This is a genomic window from Bacillus sp. Xin1, assembly GCF_013314535.1.
Classification (GTDB): Bacteria; Bacillota; Bacilli; order Bacillales; family Bacillaceae_G; genus Bacillus_A.
In genome coordinates, this window is sequence record NZ_JABUAE010000002.1 from 109,063 (window position 1) to 127,457 (window position 18,395).

The 18,395-nt window shown below is 36.1% G+C and carries 19 protein-coding genes and 1 tRNA gene; 15 read left to right on the plus strand and 5 right to left on the minus strand.

Going from position 1 to position 18,395, the window contains the following annotated elements; genetic code table 11:
- Positions 1 to 80 precede the first annotated feature (80 nt).
- The 3 genes from HRG09_RS29800 to HRG09_RS03670 form a co-directional block, all read right to left on the minus strand.
- Positions 81 to 476 carry a heterocycloanthracin/sonorensin family bacteriocin gene (locus tag HRG09_RS29800; RefSeq protein WP_254610018.1) on the minus strand — a complete coding sequence of 132 codons (396 nt, stop codon included), beginning with the start codon at positions 474 to 476 and terminating at the stop codon, positions 81 to 83.
- 456 nt (positions 477 to 932) lie between these two features.
- A complete protein-coding gene (gene odhB, locus HRG09_RS03665) occupies positions 933 to 2,183 on the minus strand; it encodes a 2-oxoglutarate dehydrogenase complex dihydrolipoyllysine-residue succinyltransferase (RefSeq protein ID WP_174099408.1) in 1,251 nt (416 codons plus the stop codon).
- 155 nt (positions 2,184 to 2,338) lie between these two features.
- Entirely contained in the window at positions 2,339 to 5,206 is a 2,868-nt protein-coding gene (locus HRG09_RS03670) for a 2-oxoglutarate dehydrogenase E1 component (protein WP_174099409.1), read from the minus strand.
- 1,012 nt (positions 5,207 to 6,218) lie between these two features.
- Between HRG09_RS03670 and HRG09_RS03675 the strand changes: the two genes are divergently transcribed.
- The 8 genes from HRG09_RS03675 to HRG09_RS03705 all read left to right on the plus strand — a co-directional run bounded on the left by HRG09_RS03675 (position 6,219) and on the right by HRG09_RS03705 (position 11,930).
- Positions 6,219 to 6,425: a helix-turn-helix transcriptional regulator gene (locus HRG09_RS03675; RefSeq protein WP_174099410.1), complete on the plus strand. Its 207-nt coding sequence runs from the start codon at positions 6,219 to 6,221 to the stop codon at positions 6,423 to 6,425.
- 19 nt (positions 6,426 to 6,444) lie between these two features.
- Complete coding sequence (locus HRG09_RS03680; protein ID WP_174099411.1) at positions 6,445 to 6,822, plus strand: permease; 378 nt, start codon at positions 6,445 to 6,447, stop codon at positions 6,820 to 6,822.
- 41 nt (positions 6,823 to 6,863) lie between these two features.
- Complete coding sequence (locus HRG09_RS03685) at positions 6,864 to 7,049, plus strand: DUF3976 domain-containing protein (protein ID WP_174099412.1); 186 nt, start codon at positions 6,864 to 6,866, stop codon at positions 7,047 to 7,049.
- Between the two features lie 324 nt (positions 7,050 to 7,373).
- On the plus strand, positions 7,374 to 8,510 hold the full coding sequence (locus tag HRG09_RS03690) for a 3D domain-containing protein (RefSeq protein WP_174099413.1): 1,137 nt from the start codon (positions 7,374 to 7,376) through the stop codon (positions 8,508 to 8,510).
- A gap of 232 nt (positions 8,511 to 8,742) precedes the next feature.
- The gene (locus HRG09_RS03695) at positions 8,743 to 9,837 is read left to right on the plus strand and encodes a response regulator aspartate phosphatase (protein ID WP_174099414.1); all 1,095 of its coding nucleotides are present in this window, start codon (positions 8,743 to 8,745) and stop codon (positions 9,835 to 9,837) included.
- The gene (locus HRG09_RS29330) at positions 9,834 to 9,968 is read left to right on the plus strand and encodes a hypothetical protein (protein WP_262386337.1); all 135 of its coding nucleotides are present in this window, start codon (positions 9,834 to 9,836) and stop codon (positions 9,966 to 9,968) included. Before HRG09_RS03695 ends, HRG09_RS29330 begins: the two co-directional genes overlap by 4 nt.
- Before the next feature lie 358 nt (positions 9,969 to 10,326).
- A complete protein-coding gene (locus HRG09_RS03700; protein WP_174099415.1) occupies positions 10,327 to 11,592 on the plus strand; it encodes a Y-family DNA polymerase in 1,266 nt (421 codons plus the stop codon).
- A complete protein-coding gene (locus HRG09_RS03705) occupies positions 11,589 to 11,930 on the plus strand; it encodes a YolD-like family protein (RefSeq protein ID WP_174099416.1) in 342 nt (113 codons plus the stop codon). Before HRG09_RS03700 ends, HRG09_RS03705 begins: the two co-directional genes overlap by 4 nt.
- A 185-nt stretch (positions 11,931 to 12,115) precedes the next feature.
- Here HRG09_RS03705 and HRG09_RS03710 read toward each other — a convergent pair.
- Together HRG09_RS03710 and HRG09_RS03715 are read right to left on the minus strand one after the other, a co-directional pair.
- Positions 12,116 to 12,188, minus strand: a tRNA-Val gene (locus tag HRG09_RS03710).
- Positions 12,189 to 12,424: 236 nt separating this feature from the next.
- On the minus strand, positions 12,425 to 12,646 hold the full coding sequence (locus HRG09_RS03715; protein WP_174099417.1) for a hypothetical protein: 222 nt from the start codon (positions 12,644 to 12,646) through the stop codon (positions 12,425 to 12,427).
- Positions 12,647 to 12,921: 275 nt separating this feature from the next.
- Between HRG09_RS03715 and HRG09_RS03720 the strand changes: the two genes are divergently transcribed.
- The 7 genes from HRG09_RS03720 (at position 12,922) to calY (ending at position 18,386) form a co-directional block, all read left to right on the plus strand.
- On the plus strand, positions 12,922 to 13,389 hold the full coding sequence (locus HRG09_RS03720; RefSeq protein WP_254610019.1) for a hypothetical protein: 468 nt from the start codon (positions 12,922 to 12,924) through the stop codon (positions 13,387 to 13,389).
- 117 nt (positions 13,390 to 13,506) lie between these two features.
- Positions 13,507 to 13,734: a hypothetical protein gene (locus HRG09_RS03725; RefSeq protein ID WP_174099418.1), complete on the plus strand. Its 228-nt coding sequence runs from the start codon at positions 13,507 to 13,509 to the stop codon at positions 13,732 to 13,734.
- Between the two features lie 156 nt (positions 13,735 to 13,890).
- Complete coding sequence (locus HRG09_RS03730) at positions 13,891 to 15,159, plus strand: D-alanyl-D-alanine carboxypeptidase family protein (RefSeq protein WP_174099419.1); 1,269 nt, start codon at positions 13,891 to 13,893, stop codon at positions 15,157 to 15,159.
- 134 nt (positions 15,160 to 15,293) lie between these two features.
- Complete coding sequence (gene sipW, locus HRG09_RS03735; protein ID WP_174099420.1) at positions 15,294 to 15,869, plus strand: signal peptidase I SipW; 576 nt, start codon at positions 15,294 to 15,296, stop codon at positions 15,867 to 15,869.
- 101 nt (positions 15,870 to 15,970) lie between these two features.
- Positions 15,971 to 16,558 (plus strand): TasA family protein, encoded by a 588-nt coding sequence (locus HRG09_RS03740; protein ID WP_174099421.1) that lies wholly within the window; start codon positions 15,971 to 15,973, stop codon positions 16,556 to 16,558.
- A gap of 171 nt (positions 16,559 to 16,729) precedes the next feature.
- Positions 16,730 to 17,482, plus strand: a complete 753-nt coding sequence (locus tag HRG09_RS03745) for a DUF4047 domain-containing protein (protein ID WP_174099422.1) — start codon at positions 16,730 to 16,732, stop codon at positions 17,480 to 17,482.
- Positions 17,483 to 17,792: 310 nt separating this feature from the next.
- Entirely contained in the window at positions 17,793 to 18,386 is a 594-nt protein-coding gene (calY, locus tag HRG09_RS03750; RefSeq protein ID WP_174099423.1) for a biofilm matrix protein CalY, read from the plus strand.
- Positions 18,387 to 18,395: the final 9 nt, after the last annotated feature.

Sequence of the window (18,395 nt, forward strand, 5' to 3'; positions counted from 1 at the left end):
TAAGTTAGAAAAGGTTGCCCCTACAGTGGATGTTGCAGAGGCAATCTTTTTCCTTTAAGTAACTATGCTGCTTAGTGATTTTATCGGCCACCACCACCGCAATTTTGTCCACCGCAGTGATGTCCACCGCAGTGATGTCCGCCGCAGTGGTGTCCATTCCAGCAGTTATGTCCGTTCCAGCAGTGATGTCCACCGCAGTGATGTCCACCGCAGTGATGTCCACCACAGTTTTGCCCGCCGCAGTTTTGCCCGCCACAGTGATGTCCACCACAGTGATGTCCACCACAGTTTTGTCCGCCACAGTTTTGCCCGCCGCAGTTTTGCCCGCCACAGTGATGTCCACCACAGTTTTGTCCGCCACAGTTTTGTGGGCGCGGAATGTAATAGGACTGAGTTTGAGGGTTCCAAACAGTGATCTCACCTGTTTGAAAATCATTCAAGCCTAACGATTGAATTTCATTTTGGAAATGATACATGTTATCGCCTCCTAGTCATATATAGGGCTATTTAAAAGTAAAAAAGAGTGGAAGAAAGTGTACTTTTCTGTACACTCTCCACATCAACCTATGAATTCTGCCCTGCGGGTGTTACTAATTGCAAAACCTATTTAAGTATAGAAAGTGTTTTTCATTCATGAATGGAGGGAGTGTAGAAGTTGATTGATTATAACGGAAGCAGGAGAGAAGGGAGGATATAGTTTTATTTTTTATCCCGCTATTTTAGGGCAATAAGACTCCTACCTTAAAATTGAGTAAAAAGCAAGGAAGTTAGATGGGAGACGAGTTGCTCGTAAAAGCCCGATTGGTGAGGGCTAATAATCAGTGGGGGATGAAGAAAACCCCCACTGATTAAAGTTTCACTTTATAAAAAAAAGCTGTAGAAAGGTCGAATGTATCGACTATTTCTACAGCTTTGTATATTTAGAAAGTTAATCAACCTTCTAATAATAATGATTTTGGATCTTCAAGCATTTCTTTAACAGCTACAAGGAAGCTAACTGCTTCTTTACCATCGACGATGCGGTGGTCGTAAGATAGAGCAATGTACATCATCGGACGGTTTTCCATACGTTCTGCATCGATTGCAACTGGTCTTACTTGAATTTTATGCATTCCAAGAATACCTACTTGTGGGCTGTTTAGGATTGGTGTTGACATAAGGGAACCGAACACACCACCGTTTGTAATTGTAAATGTACCACCTTGTAGTTCTTTTAATGTAAGTTTGTTATCGCGTGCTTTTTTACCTAGTTCACGAATTTCACTTTCAATTTCAGCGAAGTTCAATTGGTTTGCATCGCGTACAACTGGAACAACTAGTCCATCTGGAGCTGCTACAGCGATTCCGATGTCATAGAATTTTTTAATGATAAGCTCGTCACCTTGGATTTCAGCATTTAATAATGGGAATTGTTTTAATGCTGCAACAACTGCTTTTGTGAAGAATGACATAAAGCCAAGACGAACATCGTGTTTTTTCTCAAATGCGTCTTTACGTTCTTTACGTAATTCCATGATTGCAGTCATATCAACTTCGTTAAATGTTGTTAACATTGCAGATGTTTGTTGAACTTCTACAAGACGTTTTGCAATTGTTTGACGGCGGCGGGACATTTTTACGCGCTCAACTGGTTTTTCGAACTCAGTTGTTGCTGCTGGTTTTGGACTTGTTTTTTCTTGTTTAGGCTCTGCTTTTGGTGCAGCAGCATGTGCTTGTACATCGTGTGGTCTCACGCGGCCAAGTGGATCTGTGCTGCGTACGTCATTTAAGTCGATTCCTAATTCACGTGCCATTTTTCTAGCAGCAGGTGATGCGATAGGACGATCAGTATTTGGCAGACCTTGTAAAGTAGTTGGTGCAGCACTTGGAGCCTCAGCTTTAGGTGCTTCAGTAACTTCTTGTTTAGGTTGTTCTGGTGCCGCTGGAGCAGGTGTACTTACTGCCGCGCCATTTGCATCTAAAATTGCAATGATGTCGCCAACTTCAACTGTATCCCCAGGCTCTCCTAATAGTTGTGATACAATACCTGAATCTTCTGCAATGATTTCTACATTGACTTTATCAGTCTCAAGCTCAACAACGCTGCCACCTTTCTCAACTTTGTCGCCTACGTTGATAAGCCATTGTGAGATAGTTCCTTCTGAAATAGATTCTGCAAGCTCAGGTACTTTAATTTCGATCATTTTAAATGTCCTCCCCTTATTTGCCTAACGGTGTGTTTTGTCTGCTTTTTTCTTCGGTAATCTCCATCTTTTTCAGCTTGATTGGGCAGAAATTCTTTACGACTGAGTAGGTAAGGAAATCTGCCCAAATGAGCTAGAGTAAATCACGATTGTTTTTAGTTACTATAAACTTCGATTTCTTGTTTGTCTTGACGGAAGTTATACTTTGTATCTAATGCGTGTGCAACGATAAGTTCTTGCTCAGCTTTGTGTGCGAATGGATCGCCACCAGATGGGCTAGAACGATCTGGGCGTCCAATATAACCTGTTTTCACTTTATCTCCAGCAAGTTCGAACAGAATTGGAGCCATGTAATGCCATGCGCCCATATTTCTTGGTTCTTCTTGTACCCAAATGATTTCTTCTAAGTTTTTAAAGCGTTTTATAATAGATTGAACTTTTTCAGCAGGGAATGGGTACAACTGCTCAATACGAACGATATGAACTTCATCTAAATTGTACTCATGTTTCCCAGATTCAATCTCTGCAGCTAAATCAATTGCCATTTTACCAGTTGTTAAAACAAGACGTTTTACTTTCGTTGGTTTCGTACCAAGGGTTGCTTGTTCTAGCGCAGGTTGGAAGCGTCCTTCACTTAACTCACTACCTGATGAAGTTGTAAGTGGATGACGCAATAAGCTTTTTGGTGTCATAATTACTAATGGTCGAACAGCTTCTGTACCAAGGACTGATGCTTGACGGCGCAAGATATGGAAATATTGTGCCGCACTTGTTAAGTTTGCAACAGTCCAGTTATTTTCTGCAGCTAGTTGTAAGAAACGTTCTGGACGTGCACTAGAGTGCTCTGGTCCTTGACCCTCATAACCATGAGGCAATAGAAGAACGAGACCGGATTTTTGTCCCCATTTTGCTCTTCCTGCTGAAATATACTGGTCAAATAATGCTTGTGCAGTATTTGAGAAGTCACCGTACTGCGCTTCCCACATAACTAAAGTTTCTGGAGCGAACACGTTATAGCCATATTCATAACCAACAACAGCAGCTTCAGATAACGGACTGTTATGAACTGAGAAAGATGCATTGATATTCGGTAATCGGTGCAACGGTGAATATGTTTCGTTTGTTTCTGTATCATGTAATACGATATGACGGTGTGCGAACGTACCACGTTGTGAATCTTGACCAGTTAAACGAATTGGCGTACCTTCTTGTAAAATAGAAGCGAATGCTAAAGACTCAGCAAGTGCCCATTCAATTTTACCGTTCTCTTCAAGAGCATCTTTGCGGCGCTCAAGAATCTTCTTCACTTTCGGATATACGTTAAAGCCTTCTGGCCAAGTTAAAAGTCCTTCGTTAATTGCGCGAAGTGTTTCAAGTGGAAGACCAGTATCAATCGGCTGAATTCCTTTCGCGACAACATCTGGAACTTTAACGTGAATTGCTGCGTCACTTGTATCTGCTGGTGGTACTTGTGCATATTCAGCTTTTAACTCTTCTTGTATAAACTGTGTAATTGTTTCAACCTCATCTGTATTTAGAACGCCAGCAGCTTCTAATTGGCTCGCATATAACGCTCTTACAGTTGGATGGTTTTTAATTTTCTTATAAACTTGTGGTTGCGTAACTGCTGGGTCATCCATTTCGTTATGTCCGTAACGACGGTAACCGATTAAATCGATTAAGAAGTCTTTTTTGAACAGCATACGATATTGAATTGCCAGATCAGCAGCTGCAAGACAAGCTTCAGGATCGTCAGCATTTACATGGACGATTGGAATATCGAAACCTTTTGCAAGGTCACTTGAATATTTTGTAGAACGAGAATCATAGCTATCTGTTGTAAAGCCAACTGAGTTATTTGCAATAATGTGAATCGTTCCACCTGTTTGGTATGCATTTAGTCTGCTTAAGTTTAAAGTCTCAGATACGATACCTTGACCAGGGAATGCAGCGTCACCGTGAACTAAAATTACGAATGATTTCGAAACGTCTTGTTCAGGATAACCAGCTTTTTTACGATTTTCTTGAGCTGCACGTGCATAACCTTCAACAACTGGATTAACAAACTCAAGGTGACTCGGGTTATTTGCTAATGTAACGCGTGTGCTAGCTTCTTCAGAGCCAACGACTTGTTCTCTACCTAAATGGTATTTCACATCGCCAGTCCAGCCAGCATTACGAGTTACACCTTCTATTGTTGCATGTTTAAATTCAGCAAACATGTGACTATATGGTTTTTCTAATACATGAGCGAGTACGCTAAGACGGCCACGGTGAGCCATACCGATCATAACGTCATTTACGCCGCCCTTAGCACCTTCAGAAATAATTTCATCAAGTACAGGTACAAGCATATCAACGCCTTCAATAGAGAAACGTTTTTGACCTACAAATGTTTTATGCAAAAATTGCTCGAAACCTTCAATCGCTGTTAAACGTTTTAAAAGAGCAATTCGTTTTTTATTTGGTAGTGGTTGACGCAAGGAATTTGATTCCACCATTTGATGCAACCACGCACGTTCTTCACGATCTTGTATATGAGAAAATTCATAGGCTAAAGATTTAGTATAAACATCTTTTAATCTATTAATTACATCAAGAGCTGTGTGAATACCATTTGGGGCATCTGGCCATACTGTTTTCGCTGGAATCGCTTTCAAATCTTCATCGTTCAATTCCCGCATTGCTTCATGAACAAGGGATTGTCCATCAGTAGGATCTTCCATCGGATTAATATGAGCCGATAGGTGTCCGAACGAACGGATACTTTCTACAACTTGCACCACTTTAAGAATTTTTTCAATGTTTCCTGTACCTTGAGGAGAAAAATTTGTTTCTTTGTTGTCCCCTGTTACGACATCAGCTTGGAATGAAGGAGCTCCAAAAGTTTCAAAAAGCTCTTGTAATTCCGGATCAACAGAACCTTCATTAGTCACGTAACGATCATACTGTTCAATAACATAGCCAAGGTTCGGACCATGGAATTTGGCCCAAGGGTTTGTCGCTGTATTCTTCCTCGTCATTTGTTTAAACCTCCCAATGCATATATTCCTTTTTTCATGTGAAAAGGATGCATTTCACTCTTTTCATAATTGATGAATCAGTAATGAATGTAAATGTTATCTTTACTCTTATGTTATTACAATAATTTACATAATACCAAACATTATTACTTATCCGTTTTGTAAAAAAACATTCACAATTACTTATCACCTAAGTTAATCTTTCATGTTATAAAGTAATTTTAGGGAAAAAATAGGTGATTTCATTTGATACATCCATCATTGGGAAAGATTATCCCGATGAAAGTCTAAAAGTAATTGTTAGAATTTTCCGCCAAAAACTCCTTTGAATTATGTATATTAAAATAATAAGCGCTTTCAAGAATATTATACAACAATATAACAGAATATAGTATAAAAAATAAAAAATTATGAATTTATCGTAAACTGTCTTTCAATAGTGTTAAATATTGAAAGAAAAAAAGAAAAATTTGCTTATAAGTGATGATTATGATTTAAAAATGGCTTATAAATCGTTAGTTTTTGCAAATATAGCAGAAAATTGCTTGAAAACGGTAGCTCATTTCATGCAAATAGGAAGAGAATTTGTATATGTGAAAATACAAAGTGCATATAGCTATACTAATTTTTCCTAATTAGAGAAGGATTAATATAACGAAATTTTTCGGTGTAAATGGAAAAGAAATAAAACCGTTTTTTTAGATGGAAGAGAGAATTTGTTCATACGTTTAGAGCCTTTTTCTGTCCCGTGCCAAGCAAAAACAAAGAGAAGGGGACAGGAATAAGGAAGAAACATAATATTTTATTTGTATTCATTCGTTATACTTTACCACTTTGGTTATAAAAATAGTCATTATAAGGAGGAGGGCGGGCGTTCCAGTAGATACGGAATCTAACTGTGGAGTATAGTGCAAAAAATTTACTCATATAAACTGCACCTTATGTAAAGGAAGTTTGACGTAAAGGTTCCTTTACCTTTATGCTGTATGTAAGTAAGGGGGGAGAAATTTCCTTGGAAAATAAAATGGTAGAATACCGAAAGAAATTTGGATTCTCTCAAGAGAAGTTAGCTGAAAAGCTTGGAGTATCTAGGCAAACCATTATTTCAATTGAAAAAGGAAAATATGATCCATCGCTTCCTTTAGCATTTGAAATTGCGAAAACATTTCAGACAACCATTGAGAATGTATTTCTTTATGAGGGGAAAGAAGAGGAATGATAGAAAAGGGGGAATAGTAATGAATTATTCACAGAAGTACTTTATGATTATTGGTATGCTCTTTTTAATTATGAGTGGATTCATGGTATTAGCAGGGGTTATGACACATTCTGCGCCGCCCACTCCGACTTATACATTAGTATCGATGATGATTATGTGCTTTTGCTTAAGCTATTTACATCCGCAATTTAAAGAAAAAGATGAGCGAATGAAGTTGATTCGTCAAAAAGGAATGTTTTATTCTTTCTTTGCATTATTGATATATTACATTGTTTTTTCATTTGGACTACATTTAGAAATCATTATATTGACCGCTGGAGAACTACTTAATATTTTAGCTGCATTAACAATTAGTACAGTTTTTATTTCGTTTGTTGTTTTATCTAAAAGATATTAAGTGGAAAATAATAAATAGGTCTTATATAGGAAGGAGAAAAAATGCAACTTCTTTATACGTTTGGTATCAGTATTATTTTAGTTCTATTCATGTATTTCTTCGTTCGTAAAGATATTACGAAAGATAATACACTCACAAAGAGAGGTTTTTATAAATTAATTGGGTGTTTAGCAGTGATGTTTATAGGGATTATTGTGATGATTGTTTTGGTGATTCAGAAATTCTAGAGATGGTGTAGAGCGGAATAGGCATTGACATTGAACTAGAGTTTTAAGGTTTATAGAAAAGGATAGATTGACTTGTAAAAGTTAATCTATCCTTTTCTACATTTCTTATAGGTGACTGATATTGTGCAGTTGCCCTTTTGTTGTTTCAAATTACATACAAAAATAGATTAATTCCAGTATGCACTAAGTTTGAAATTGGATTTCATTCTATTTAATTTTTATTACAATTATGTTACTACTCTTATTCTTATCTTAGAAACAATTATACTTATACATAGTACATATGTTTAGTCAATGATAAAATTTAGGAAAAGGAAGGAATTTATGAGAAAACAAATTATAGCACTCACTTTAGCTGCGGCTCTAGGACTCGGTTTCCAACCGAATAGTAGTTTAGCAGAAACATCAAATACTATAACACAAGCGGCTCCTCAGCAAAATGGATGGAAATCACAAAATGGGAAATGGTTTTATTATCAAAATGGTAGTAAAAAAACAGGATGGATTACGGTAAATAATCAATGGTATTACCTAGATGGAGCAGCTGGCGGAGCGATGAAGACGGGCTGGTTGAAGTACGGAGGTAGTTGGTATTACTTAGATGGAGCAGCCGGTGGAGCGATGAAGACGGGCTGGTTGAAGTACGGGGGTAGTTGGTATTACTTAGATGGAGCAGCCGGCGGAGCGATGAAGACGGGCTGGTTGAAGTACGGAGGTAGTTGGTATTACTTAGATGGAGCAGCCGGTGGAGCAATGAAGACGGGCTGGTTGAAGTACGGGGGTAGTTGGTATTACTTAGATGGAGCAGCCGGCGGAGCAATGAAGACGGGCTGGTTACAAACAGGAGGTAGCTGGTACTACTTAGATGAAGCAGCCGGCGGAGCAATGAAGACAGGCTGGTTAAACAAATGGGGATTTTGGTACTACTTAGATGGAGCAGCCGGCGGAGCAATGAAGACAGGCTGGTTACAAACAGGAGGTAGCTGGTACTACTTAGATGAAGCGGCCGGCGGAGCAATGAAGACAGGCTGGTTAAACAAATGGGGATTTTGGTACTACTTAGATGCAGCAACTGGCGGAACAATGAAAACAGGTTGGAATAAGATTGATGCAAAAATGAATTATTTCAAAGATGGTGGACAATGGGTAAATACACGTGAGCTAACGGTTAGATCAACAGCATACTCAAACGATCCAGCAGAAAATGGTGTGAAACCTGGTCAACATGTTTATACGAGCATGGGCGATGATTTAACAGCCAATCCACATTTAAAAGTGATTGCTGTGGATCCTAAAGTTATTCCACTTGGATCAAATGTATATGTAGAAGGGTATGGTCCAGCTGGAGCTAGGGATACTGGTGGGGCTATTAAAGGGAATAAAATAGATGTATTCATTCCTTCCAAGCAGGATGTTTGGAACTGGGGAGTTAGAACAGTAAAGGTATATGTATTACCTTAAAACTGATTGTAGTTTATGTACATATTGCTATGTTGATAGTTTTTTAGTAGAAAGAGCTTCTTTAAGTATAGACTTGGAGAAGCTCTTTTGTTTTATGTAAATACAATTATTTTATTTTCTCTAAAAGCAGAATATTCTTGAGAAATAAATATATGTACTTTTTGTTTATTCTAATTTTGGTATTGTTTATTATAGGGAGCTTTGATAGAAAAAAGAAGAGGGAGGGTTATTTATGAACGTTCAAACAAAAGGGAATGAACAAATTACACTATTATTAAATCAGTGGTATTTAGAGATTCGCTCTAGAAATTTAGAAAAATCTACCGAATTAAAAAAGGAAGTAGATACAAAGGTTAATGAGATGAAAGAGAACAAGGAGCTATTTCAGCATTATTTACTCCTGAATTTTCGATATGATTTTTTGATGGATAATTTGGGGGTATCTAAAGATAGTTTTGATGAAATTGCTTCTTTAGGTGTACCGACAAATCAGTCACTAGCTTACTATTATCATTTTTTTAAAGCGATTCACTCTGATGCAATTGGTGAATATAAGTTAGCGAAAGAGCACTATGAGAAGGCAGAAAGTCTCTTGAAGTATATTTATGATGAACTTGAACATGCAGAGTTTTATTATAAACTTGGGTATTCTTACTATGATACTTATCAAGCTGTACTAGCGATGAAGTATTTAAATAAAGCGAAAGATATGTTTTTAAAACATACGGGCTGTGAAACCAATATAGCTTTTTGTAATAACCTTTTAGGATTAGCTTGTACGCATTTGAGAGAGTATGAGTTGGCTGAAGAGTATTTGACTTCTGCAATGAACACTTTCCAGAAGATAGGTGAAAAGAAGTTTATTACGATGGCCAAACATAATCTTGGCCTACTGTATGGAAGTCAAGATCTTTCAGAAGTAGCCATTCGTTATCTTTCTGAGGTAATCAAAAACTCACCAAATCATTATAAAGCTATTTTTATTAAAGCTAGAGAACACTTTAAATTAGATGAAACAAATATAGCATCAGAATTAATTGAAAAAGGGTTAAGCATTTGTACGAATTTAGAGAATGAACAATATCAATATCGTTTTGTAATCCTTAGGGAAATGAATAAAAAGGTTTCAGCTGAGGAGTTGGAAAAAGCAGTTTTAGCAGGAATGGACTACTTCAAAAAAGAAGAATTATGGGAGTATATCCAAGAATATACTGAGGTAGTGGCTGTTCATTACCATAATGAAGGTAATTTTGAGCAGAGTAGCAAGTATTTTTATTTAAGTTATAAGGCTAAAAAAGAAATTCATAGGAAGGGGGCGTTAAAATGAAGAAGACATTACTTAGCTTAATGGGAATTGTAACGATTTTTACTTTAACACTTGGAGTACATACTTCAGTAGATAAGGAACAAAATATTACTCTAGTGAAAAGCATGGCAGATGGAGACGGTGGTGGTTGATTTTTTTAAGAAATTAACAGGAGCAGGGAGAAATCCTTGCTTTATTTTTTTGTGCAGAAATATGAAGTAATGTAGCAGAGAATATGCAGGAAAGAAAATTATAAAACCTTTTCTCTATTAATCTAGACCGTGAAAAAAGCTGCTTCTGAGTCATTTGAGTAGCAGATTGGCAGTAGCCTTTTTGTAACTCGTGATGCCTTACTTTGAGCAACTCAGTTTTAGATTATACGAATAGTTTCATCATTTCATGTAGTATTGGGAATTATTTTTAACCAATATTTTCTTAAAAAACCCTTCTAAAAGAACGTAGGTTCGTATATAATAAGAACGAACGTTCTGTATTTTAGGAGTGATTATCTTGTATGAATATTCTCTTTTGCCTAATCGAATCATACTATGCGTCGATCTTCAAAGCTTTTACGCATCAGTCAGTTGTATCAAAAGAGGACTAGATCCGAGATATACAAAACTTGCCGTAGTGGGTGATGTAAATCGAAGTGGGGCGATAGTGCTAGCAACCACACCTCCGTTAAAAGCATTGGGCGTTAAGAAAATGGCTCGATTATACGAAATACCTAAACGACCAGATATACTTATCGTTAACCCAATCATGCATACATATATGAAATGTTCGAATTACATAACGGAATTAGCGCTACAATACGTGGCACCAGAAGATTTTCACCAGTATTCAATAGACGAATTTTTCATGGACATGACGGCTAGTATTCATTTGTTTGCGAATAGTCCGTACGAATTCGCACTAAATTTTAAGCGAGAAGTCTACGAACGTACGCGTATTATATGCACAATCGGCATTGGTCCCAATTTATTAATGAGTAAGGTTGCAATGGATAGTGAGGCGAAGCGGAACCAAACTGGGATTACACAATGGACGTATGACGATATACCCGAGAAGTTATGGAGCATAAGGCCACTCAGTAAATTTTGGGGTATATCGTACAAAACAGAAGCGAAGTTAAATAGAAAAGGAATTTATACAATCGGTGATTTAGCGAACTATCCACTGAAATATTTAAAACAAAACTTCGGGGTACTTGGAGAAGAATTACACTTACATAGTAACGGTATAGATTTCAGTCGTATATCGGAAAAACATATCCAAGAGGAAAAATCTATAGCGAAGAGTCAGATATTATTACGTGATTATATGATATATGAGATTCCGATCATTTTGCTCGAGCATACAGAAGAAGTGTGCTATCGATTACGCATGCAAAAGAAACTCGCTAGAACAATCCACCTTTCAATAGGCAGCAGTAAAGGGTACGGTGGTGGCTTTAGAAAAACACACACGTTCAGCCGGCCGACCAATTTAACGATGGATGTGTATCAAGTTTGTACATATTATTTACACACACTATACACTGGTGAGCCAATTCGAACAGTTAGCATATCACTAACGAATCTAGTAGCAGAAGGTGAAGAACAGATCTCGTTATTTGATAACGTAATACAACGAGAAAAAGAAATGCGACTCACGCAGGTCATGGATGAAATCAGAACACGTTTCGGAAAAAATAGCATTTTACGAGGCGTTTCCTACACAGAAAATGCAACTGCGAGATATAGAAACACACTACTAGGGGGACACAAATCATGAATAACGCAAATATGCCAAAAGGAAGAGGTATGATGAAATGGCAGCCGTTTGCAAGTATGCCAGAACAATTTATTGGTATACGAGAAATCATTAAAGAGAATGCAAAAGTGTCACGACCGATCGTAACGCAAGACGCCAAGGAGCGAATTGAGAATCGTCTACTAACGTCGTTATTAACAGAAGAAGAAATACTAATTACATATTATGAGGATGGTTACGTACTTACTAGTTATATGACCGTTGTTGATATTGATCCTTTAAAAAAGGAAGTTATGTGTACGGATGCATTTCATACTAAGAAGACGTTTATATTTATCGATATAATTGATGTAGAATGAGCGCTATTGAACTACAGGAGATTGCATACTTGCTGTACTAGATGAATATGAAATTGGTGAAAACTTCGGTGCGATCTGGTGAAGAGATAAACAAATATATAGACTTGAAAATAGAGGGAGATAAGAGGCGGATGAAAAAATAAAAACCGTATCAAATGTTTATTTGATACGGTTTTTTACAACTATGACCCCGGAGAGGCTCGAACTCACGACCTCCACCCTGTCAAGGTGGCGCTCTCCCTGCTGAGCTACGGGATCGTAATAAATATTGATGTTGTTTTATGTCTGATAATTCTGTTAAGTTTATTATACATAACTAAGTGTCACATTACAATAGTTTTTAATTGCAATATGTAAACTGTTATATGCTATTTGGAAATGAGAAGTGTATGGAAAGGTTGGACGGGTTAGAAGACAGAAAGGTTTATAGAATATGTTTTTTTAGAAGTGAGCATTGCAAGTGTTTAAATGAAAGAAAAGAATATCGGCTTGTATTATTTCTTCCTAAACTTTAATAAAGGACTTGTATTGCTTAATTCAACAAAGAAGGGAAAAAGAAATAAAAAAGGTAAAGCATGAGCACCAAATTCAAATGTATCATCTGAAAGATATTGTCTTTCAAAACAATAAGGACAGTCCTTACCATCATTTTGCATGAGAATTGACCAGGTATCTTTTGCTTTCCATTTCGCTTTACAATTCGTACAACGAGTCATAAAACCCATCCTTTCCTTTGGTTTATTTTATTTTCCTAAATATCCCATTTAATTATATGCAGAATAAATACTAGAGTAAATGAAATCAGATAGAAGTTTATATGTATTACATGTGAAAAGGTAAGTATTATTGTAAATAATATATATCTATTTAACTTGAAACATCGATATAAGCTTATAATCTATAAATAAAAGGAGAGTGTCACAATGGTTAAAAAAGTGATTCGTTTTGTTATGGAGGCCTTGTTTTATTTGGAGTTATACTCGGCGGCGTTATGTGGTTTCATAAAACAGATAAACAAGGAACGAATGTTGAAAAAACTGAGACAATGAAAGAGGTAGACAAATCAAAAGATATTGGAATGAAGATAAGGGAAACGCATAGTGATTTAAATCGTATGACTGGTTGGGAAAGATATGAGAATCTTGAGAAGGTGGATGCCCTAGCTTGGGAAGAGAACAAAGAGGGTTTTAAATTAATTGATGTAACTTTAAAGGAGGCAGTTTCATTGACTACAGGTAATTTAAAGGAAGATTTAGAACGAGCTAGAAAATTGCTTGATATTTCAGTTCAAAATCACGATACAACAGCTTTACTATATGTTCATCGTATTTTACATGATCTTGATATCGGACAAAACAGATTGAAAGAGAAAGATGTGTTTAATAGCGCAAAAGCGGGTGCTGGTAATGCGAGTGAAATACCTACTTATGATGATTATATTAAGCAACATAGTAAATAAATAGTTACTTTATAGTTGTTTTGGTAGGATATTCTTTTTACAATGTCATAGAAATAGTATATAACAGAAATAGAGAATAGATTTATAAATATTCATAGATTAAAGGAGCATATACGAATGGTAAGAAAAACTTTCAAGATGCGTGTACCTAGAAATAGAACAATTTCAATAAATGGTGCGATTCTTGATGTTGATGTTTCTCATGATGAGTTTTTAGATGAGTTTATTAAATGGGTAGATTTAAAGGGCTGGTCCTTTATGGGAATGACTGATGAAATTACAGAAGAGGAAGCTGGGAATAATTTAATAGATTTATTAGCTGATGAGAAGGATAAGAAAGAATGAGTCCTTCTTATTTTTATACGTATGATTATGTCCTTTCTTGTAAAATTATGATATAGTGAAAAACGGTAATAATTTTTCCATTTTAATTCCAATTGTATGACAGATTGGTAGAGTTAGTACATACGGTGAAAAAGAAAATAGAAAAGGGAGAGTCACATGGTGAATTGTAAGAAAATTTCGGTTTTTATGATGGTTATTTGTTTATTCTTTTTAACACCTATGACATTGTACGCTGAAACTAGCACCGCACCAGTACCGGCACTAGGCCAAGGTCCAAATGTATTTGGTCAGTTTGCAGTTTCAATCGATGCAAAAACGGGGGATGTGTTGTACGACAAAAATGCATATCAACATGCATTTCCGGCAAGTATGACGAAGGTATTGACTGCTATTTTATTAATGGAGCATGTGAAGCCGGGGGAGCAATTTACGTTTTCGCAACCTGCATTAGATCAGGAAAAAAGTAATTATCAACTTGAATTTCAAGTAGGGGAAACGATCGATCGGAATACAGCGCTTACAATTTTAATGGTGCTGAGTGCAAATGATGTTTCGTACGCAATTGGTGAACGTATTGGAGGAAGTATAGAGAACTTTGCAAATATGATGAATGAGAAAGCAAAGCAACTAGGAGCAAAAGATAGTCATTTTATAACGCCCAATGGTTTACATGACTCGAATCATTACACGACGGCATATGATATGGCAATGATTACGAGAGGGGTTCAGCAATATCCTGAGATTTTACAAGCCATGAATACAAAAAGGATAACGGTTACAACATCTAGACAAACGGTTTCTATTTTTAATAAAGCTACCTATTTTGAAAACCCATACAGCATTGGGGGGAAAACGGGTTTTACGAATGAAGCACGCAATACTCTTGTATTGTTAAATGAGAAAGATGGCAATCGTATTATCAATGTTGTGATGGCATCACAAAGACCAGAAATCTACGAAGATATGCGTCAAATTGCAGATCATTCCTTCGCGCAATTTACAAAGCAAATGGTGTTAGATAAAAATAATTGGCATCAGCAGGCAACATATTTAGATAAAAATATAGATTGTGAACTGGAAAAAAGTGCAGAATTGATGTTAAAGAAAGATGAAGGAAAGAATGTGAAAACAGTCTTTAAAGCAGCTACGGTTGATAAGGAACAATTATATCAAAAAGGAATTCACCGCGGAGATGTGATCGGGACAGTAAATGTGACGAAAAATAATCAAACGATTGAAAGCATTAATGTTCTTTCTAAGGAAGATGTTACATTTGCAATACCTAAAAAAAATATAAAGCCAGCTGAGCCTACGTATCCAGTTGGGTTGATGGCAAGTATCGGAATTGGATTTATTGCTTGTATGATAATCGGTTTATATATAGTAAGACGTGCTAAAAAGAATGTGATTTCAGAAGGGGAATAGGCAATGATCAATTGCCTATTTTTTATTGCGTTTTCGAGTTGTTCATTATAGTATTGACTTAAGTTCTCTTTTAAGAACAATTCAGGATATCCTTGTTTTACGTGCATATACATAATAAAAAGGAGGAGATACGGATGAAACTAGTTTGGAAGATTATTAGTAACGTTATCTCATTTGTTTTATTTGCGCTCATGGTTTGTTTAGCGTTTGTTGTCATTTCATCAAAGGCGAGCGGCGGGGATCCAACCGTAATGGGATATCAATTTAAAACGGTACTATCTGGATCGATGGAACCAACATTTTTAACAGGTTCAATTATTGCGATTGAACCAACGAAAGATGGATCTAAATATAAAAAAGATGATGTAATTACTTTTAAAGAAGATGAGAAAAAAATTGTCACTCACCGTATTATTGGTGTGAAAGAGGTAAATGGGAAAGTCATGTATGAAACAAAAGGTGACAATAATAATGGTCCGGATTTAAAGCCAGTCTTAGCGGAAAATGTTATTGGAAAATATGAAGATATTACAGTTCCATATGTGGGATATTTGTTGAATTATGCAAGTTCAAAAGCAGGAGCTGCCTTACTTTTAATTATTCCAGGTGTATGCTTACTTGTGTATTCTATCATTTCTATCTCTAGCGCAATCCGTAGCATTGATAATGAAAAGAAAAATAAATCTACAGATGTTGGACAATCTGTGTAATTCCGTGTAATTCCGTGTAATTCCGTGTAATTCCGTGTAATTCCGTTATTTTCTCTATTTTGGAGATTATAAATATATAGATATTATTGGGGGATATGGACATGACCTTAAAGAAAAAAATGGGAATGGGAATTACATCAGCGCTTTTGGGAGCAGCATTAATCGGAGGAGGAACATACGCGTACTTTAGCGATAAAGAAGTCTCAAATAATACATTTGCGGCAGGTACGCTTGATTTAACTGCAAATCCGACAGCAATTATTAATGTGAATAATATTAAGCCTGGTGATACGATCATACGCGATTTTGAATTGGTAAACAGTGGGACAATAGATATTGAAAAAGTTTTATTATACTCTGAATATAGTGTGAAAGATGCGAAAGGCGATAATACTGAAGATTTTGGTGACCAGATTAAAGTAACGATTTTAAGAAATATGGACAAGGGACATGCGATTATAAAAGAAAAGAAATTATCTCAATTAACAGGAAAACCATCTGTACCAGTTAATAATGATGCCCTGTCTGAGAGAGTAGATGAGAAGGGAATTAAAGCGGGAAACAAGGATACATTTAAAGTGAAGTTCGAATTTATGGATAATGGAAAAAATCAAAATCAATTTCAAGGGGATACACTTGAGTTGAAATGGACATTCGATGCGCAGCAAACAAAAGGTGAGGAAAAATAAACCGAGGAAAAAGCTATCAAAAACGATAGCTTTTTTCTTTTGATAGATGTAGGAGGTAGATTAAGTGAAAAATGATACAGCTTTTTCTTTTCATTTGAATACAACTTCATTATAATGAATTTATAAGTTCTTCATAAAGAACGAGAAATGCACGTAGTGGGAGAGGGTATAATGTCAAAAACTTCAAAGAGGATAAAAGCGATGCTCATATTACCATGTATGTGTTCGGCTGCTTTTTATATGGGCTCTCAAATCGTTACTCATACAGAAGCTGCTTTTGTAAAAGAGCAACAGGTTCAAGGTGTTATTTCTGCAGCACCTGTATTTCCGAAAACAATTGATATATTAAAAAGCGATGCTCAGCAGCGTGAACAATCTATTATACATGCATATAATGAGATGAATAAGGCGCCAGAAACAACTTCCATAGAAGCACTTGAAAAAAAGCTGAACCTCTGGAAAGAGCAGCATGAAAAGATTGCTCCTGAGCGTGAGGCGTTACAAAATATATACATAGAGATTGAGAGTTATTATAACCAATTAGTAGAAAGTGAAAAAAATAATCATTTGGAATCCAATCAACAACTCATTCAGTCTACACAAGCTGGTTTAGCGTTTATTAAGAAAGTTTGTGAGAATGTAGATAAGCAAGTGAATTTACAAAAAATTGATGAACAAATTCAAGGGTTCCAAAAGCAAATAGATGATGAAAAGGCGAAGCAAAAGCTACTTGAGCAATCAAAAGAAGTAGAAAAGAAAACTGAACAAATCGTACCGCCTGAAAAGAAAGAAGAAGTAGTAACTGTGAAAGAAAAGGATCAGTTAGAAGAGAAAAAGTCCTCACAAGAAACAGAACCGAAAAATCCGGCGTTGCAACAACCAAAAGAGCAATCTAAGGAGCAATCGACAAAAGTAGTACAGTAGTGATTCGCGGACAGTGACGCTTTTATATTAATGGAAGAACCTGCTGCCAATTGAGGGGATTTTTCATTATAAAAGGAAATAATTTTGAATATTATGTAAAAAAATGAGAAATAAATTAAATCTATTTTATGGTTGCAATAACACCTCTATGTTCTTTATAATGAACATAAGGTAGCTTTTTAAAGAACAGATAGATTCAAGGGGTATTGTACATACATTGACCATAGAAAAAATAAAAGTCGTTCTATTAGTTATACCTCTTATCCAATCATTAAGAGATAACAATAAAAAAGCTTAGGGGGAATTTAAAGTGAGTTTAAAGAAAAAATTAGGTATGGGAGTCGCTTCAGCAGCATTAGGATTATCTTTAATCGGTGGAGGAACATTCGCTTACTTTAGTGACAAAGAAGTATCGAACAATACGTTTGCAGCGGGTACATTAGATCTTACTTTGGACCCTAAAACAATTGTAGATATTAAGGACCTTAAACCAGGGGATACTGTTAAGAAAGAGTTCTTATTAAAGAACAGCGGTACATTAGCAATTAAAGATGTGAAATTAGCAACGAAATATAAAGTAACAGATGCAAAAGGTGATAATGCTGGGGAAGATTTCGGTAAGCATATTAAAGTAAAATTCCTTTGGAACTGGGATAAACAAAGTGAGCCTGTATATGAAACAACATTAGCAGACTTACAAAATGTTGATCCAGATGTATTAGCGAAAGATATCTTTGCTCCAGAGTGGGGTGAAAATGGCGGCTTAGAAGCTGGAACTGAAGACTATCTATGGGTACAATTTGAATTTGTAGATAATAAAGATGATCAAAATAAATTCCAAGGCGATGCATTAAACCTAGAATGGACATTTAATGCAAACCAAACAGATGGGGAAGAAAGATAAGAAAATTAA

Bases quoted from the DNA above. Each gene is read 5' to 3' on its own strand.
- HRG09_RS03725 (WP_174099418.1), top strand. From the start codon at position 13,507: ATGGTAAGAAAAACTTTCAAGATGCGTGTACCTAGAAATAGAACAATT.
- HRG09_RS03680 (WP_174099411.1), top strand. From the start codon at position 6,445: ATGAATTATTCACAGAAGTACTTTATGATTATTGGTATGCTCTTTTTA.
- HRG09_RS03745 (WP_174099422.1), top strand. From the start codon at position 16,730: ATGTCAAAAACTTCAAAGAGGATAAAAGCGATGCTCATATTACCATGT.
- HRG09_RS03685 (WP_174099412.1), top strand. From the start codon at position 6,864: ATGCAACTTCTTTATACGTTTGGTATCAGTATTATTTTAGTTCTATTC.
- HRG09_RS29800 (WP_254610018.1), bottom strand. From the start codon at position 476: ATGTATCATTTCCAAAATGAAATTCAATCGTTAGGCTTGAATGATTTT.
- HRG09_RS03670 (WP_174099409.1), bottom strand. From the start codon at position 5,206: ATGACGAGGAAGAATACAGCGACAAACCCTTGGGCCAAATTCCATGGT.
- odhB (WP_174099408.1), bottom strand. From the start codon at position 2,183: ATGATCGAAATTAAAGTACCTGAGCTTGCAGAATCTATTTCAGAAGGA.
- HRG09_RS03695 (WP_174099414.1), top strand. From the start codon at position 8,743: ATGAACGTTCAAACAAAAGGGAATGAACAAATTACACTATTATTAAAT.
- HRG09_RS03715 (WP_174099417.1), bottom strand. From the start codon at position 12,646: ATGACTCGTTGTACGAATTGTAAAGCGAAATGGAAAGCAAAAGATACC.
- HRG09_RS03705 (WP_174099416.1), top strand. From the start codon at position 11,589: ATGAATAACGCAAATATGCCAAAAGGAAGAGGTATGATGAAATGGCAG.
- HRG09_RS03740 (WP_174099421.1), top strand. From the start codon at position 15,971: ATGACCTTAAAGAAAAAAATGGGAATGGGAATTACATCAGCGCTTTTG.
- sipW (WP_174099420.1), top strand. From the start codon at position 15,294: ATGAAACTAGTTTGGAAGATTATTAGTAACGTTATCTCATTTGTTTTA.
- HRG09_RS03730 (WP_174099419.1), top strand. From the start codon at position 13,891: ATGGTGAATTGTAAGAAAATTTCGGTTTTTATGATGGTTATTTGTTTA.
- HRG09_RS29330 (WP_262386337.1), top strand. From the start codon at position 9,834: ATGAAGAAGACATTACTTAGCTTAATGGGAATTGTAACGATTTTTACT.
- HRG09_RS03720 (WP_254610019.1), top strand. From the start codon at position 12,922: ATGTGGTTTCATAAAACAGATAAACAAGGAACGAATGTTGAAAAAACT.
- HRG09_RS03690 (WP_174099413.1), top strand. From the start codon at position 7,374: ATGAGAAAACAAATTATAGCACTCACTTTAGCTGCGGCTCTAGGACTC.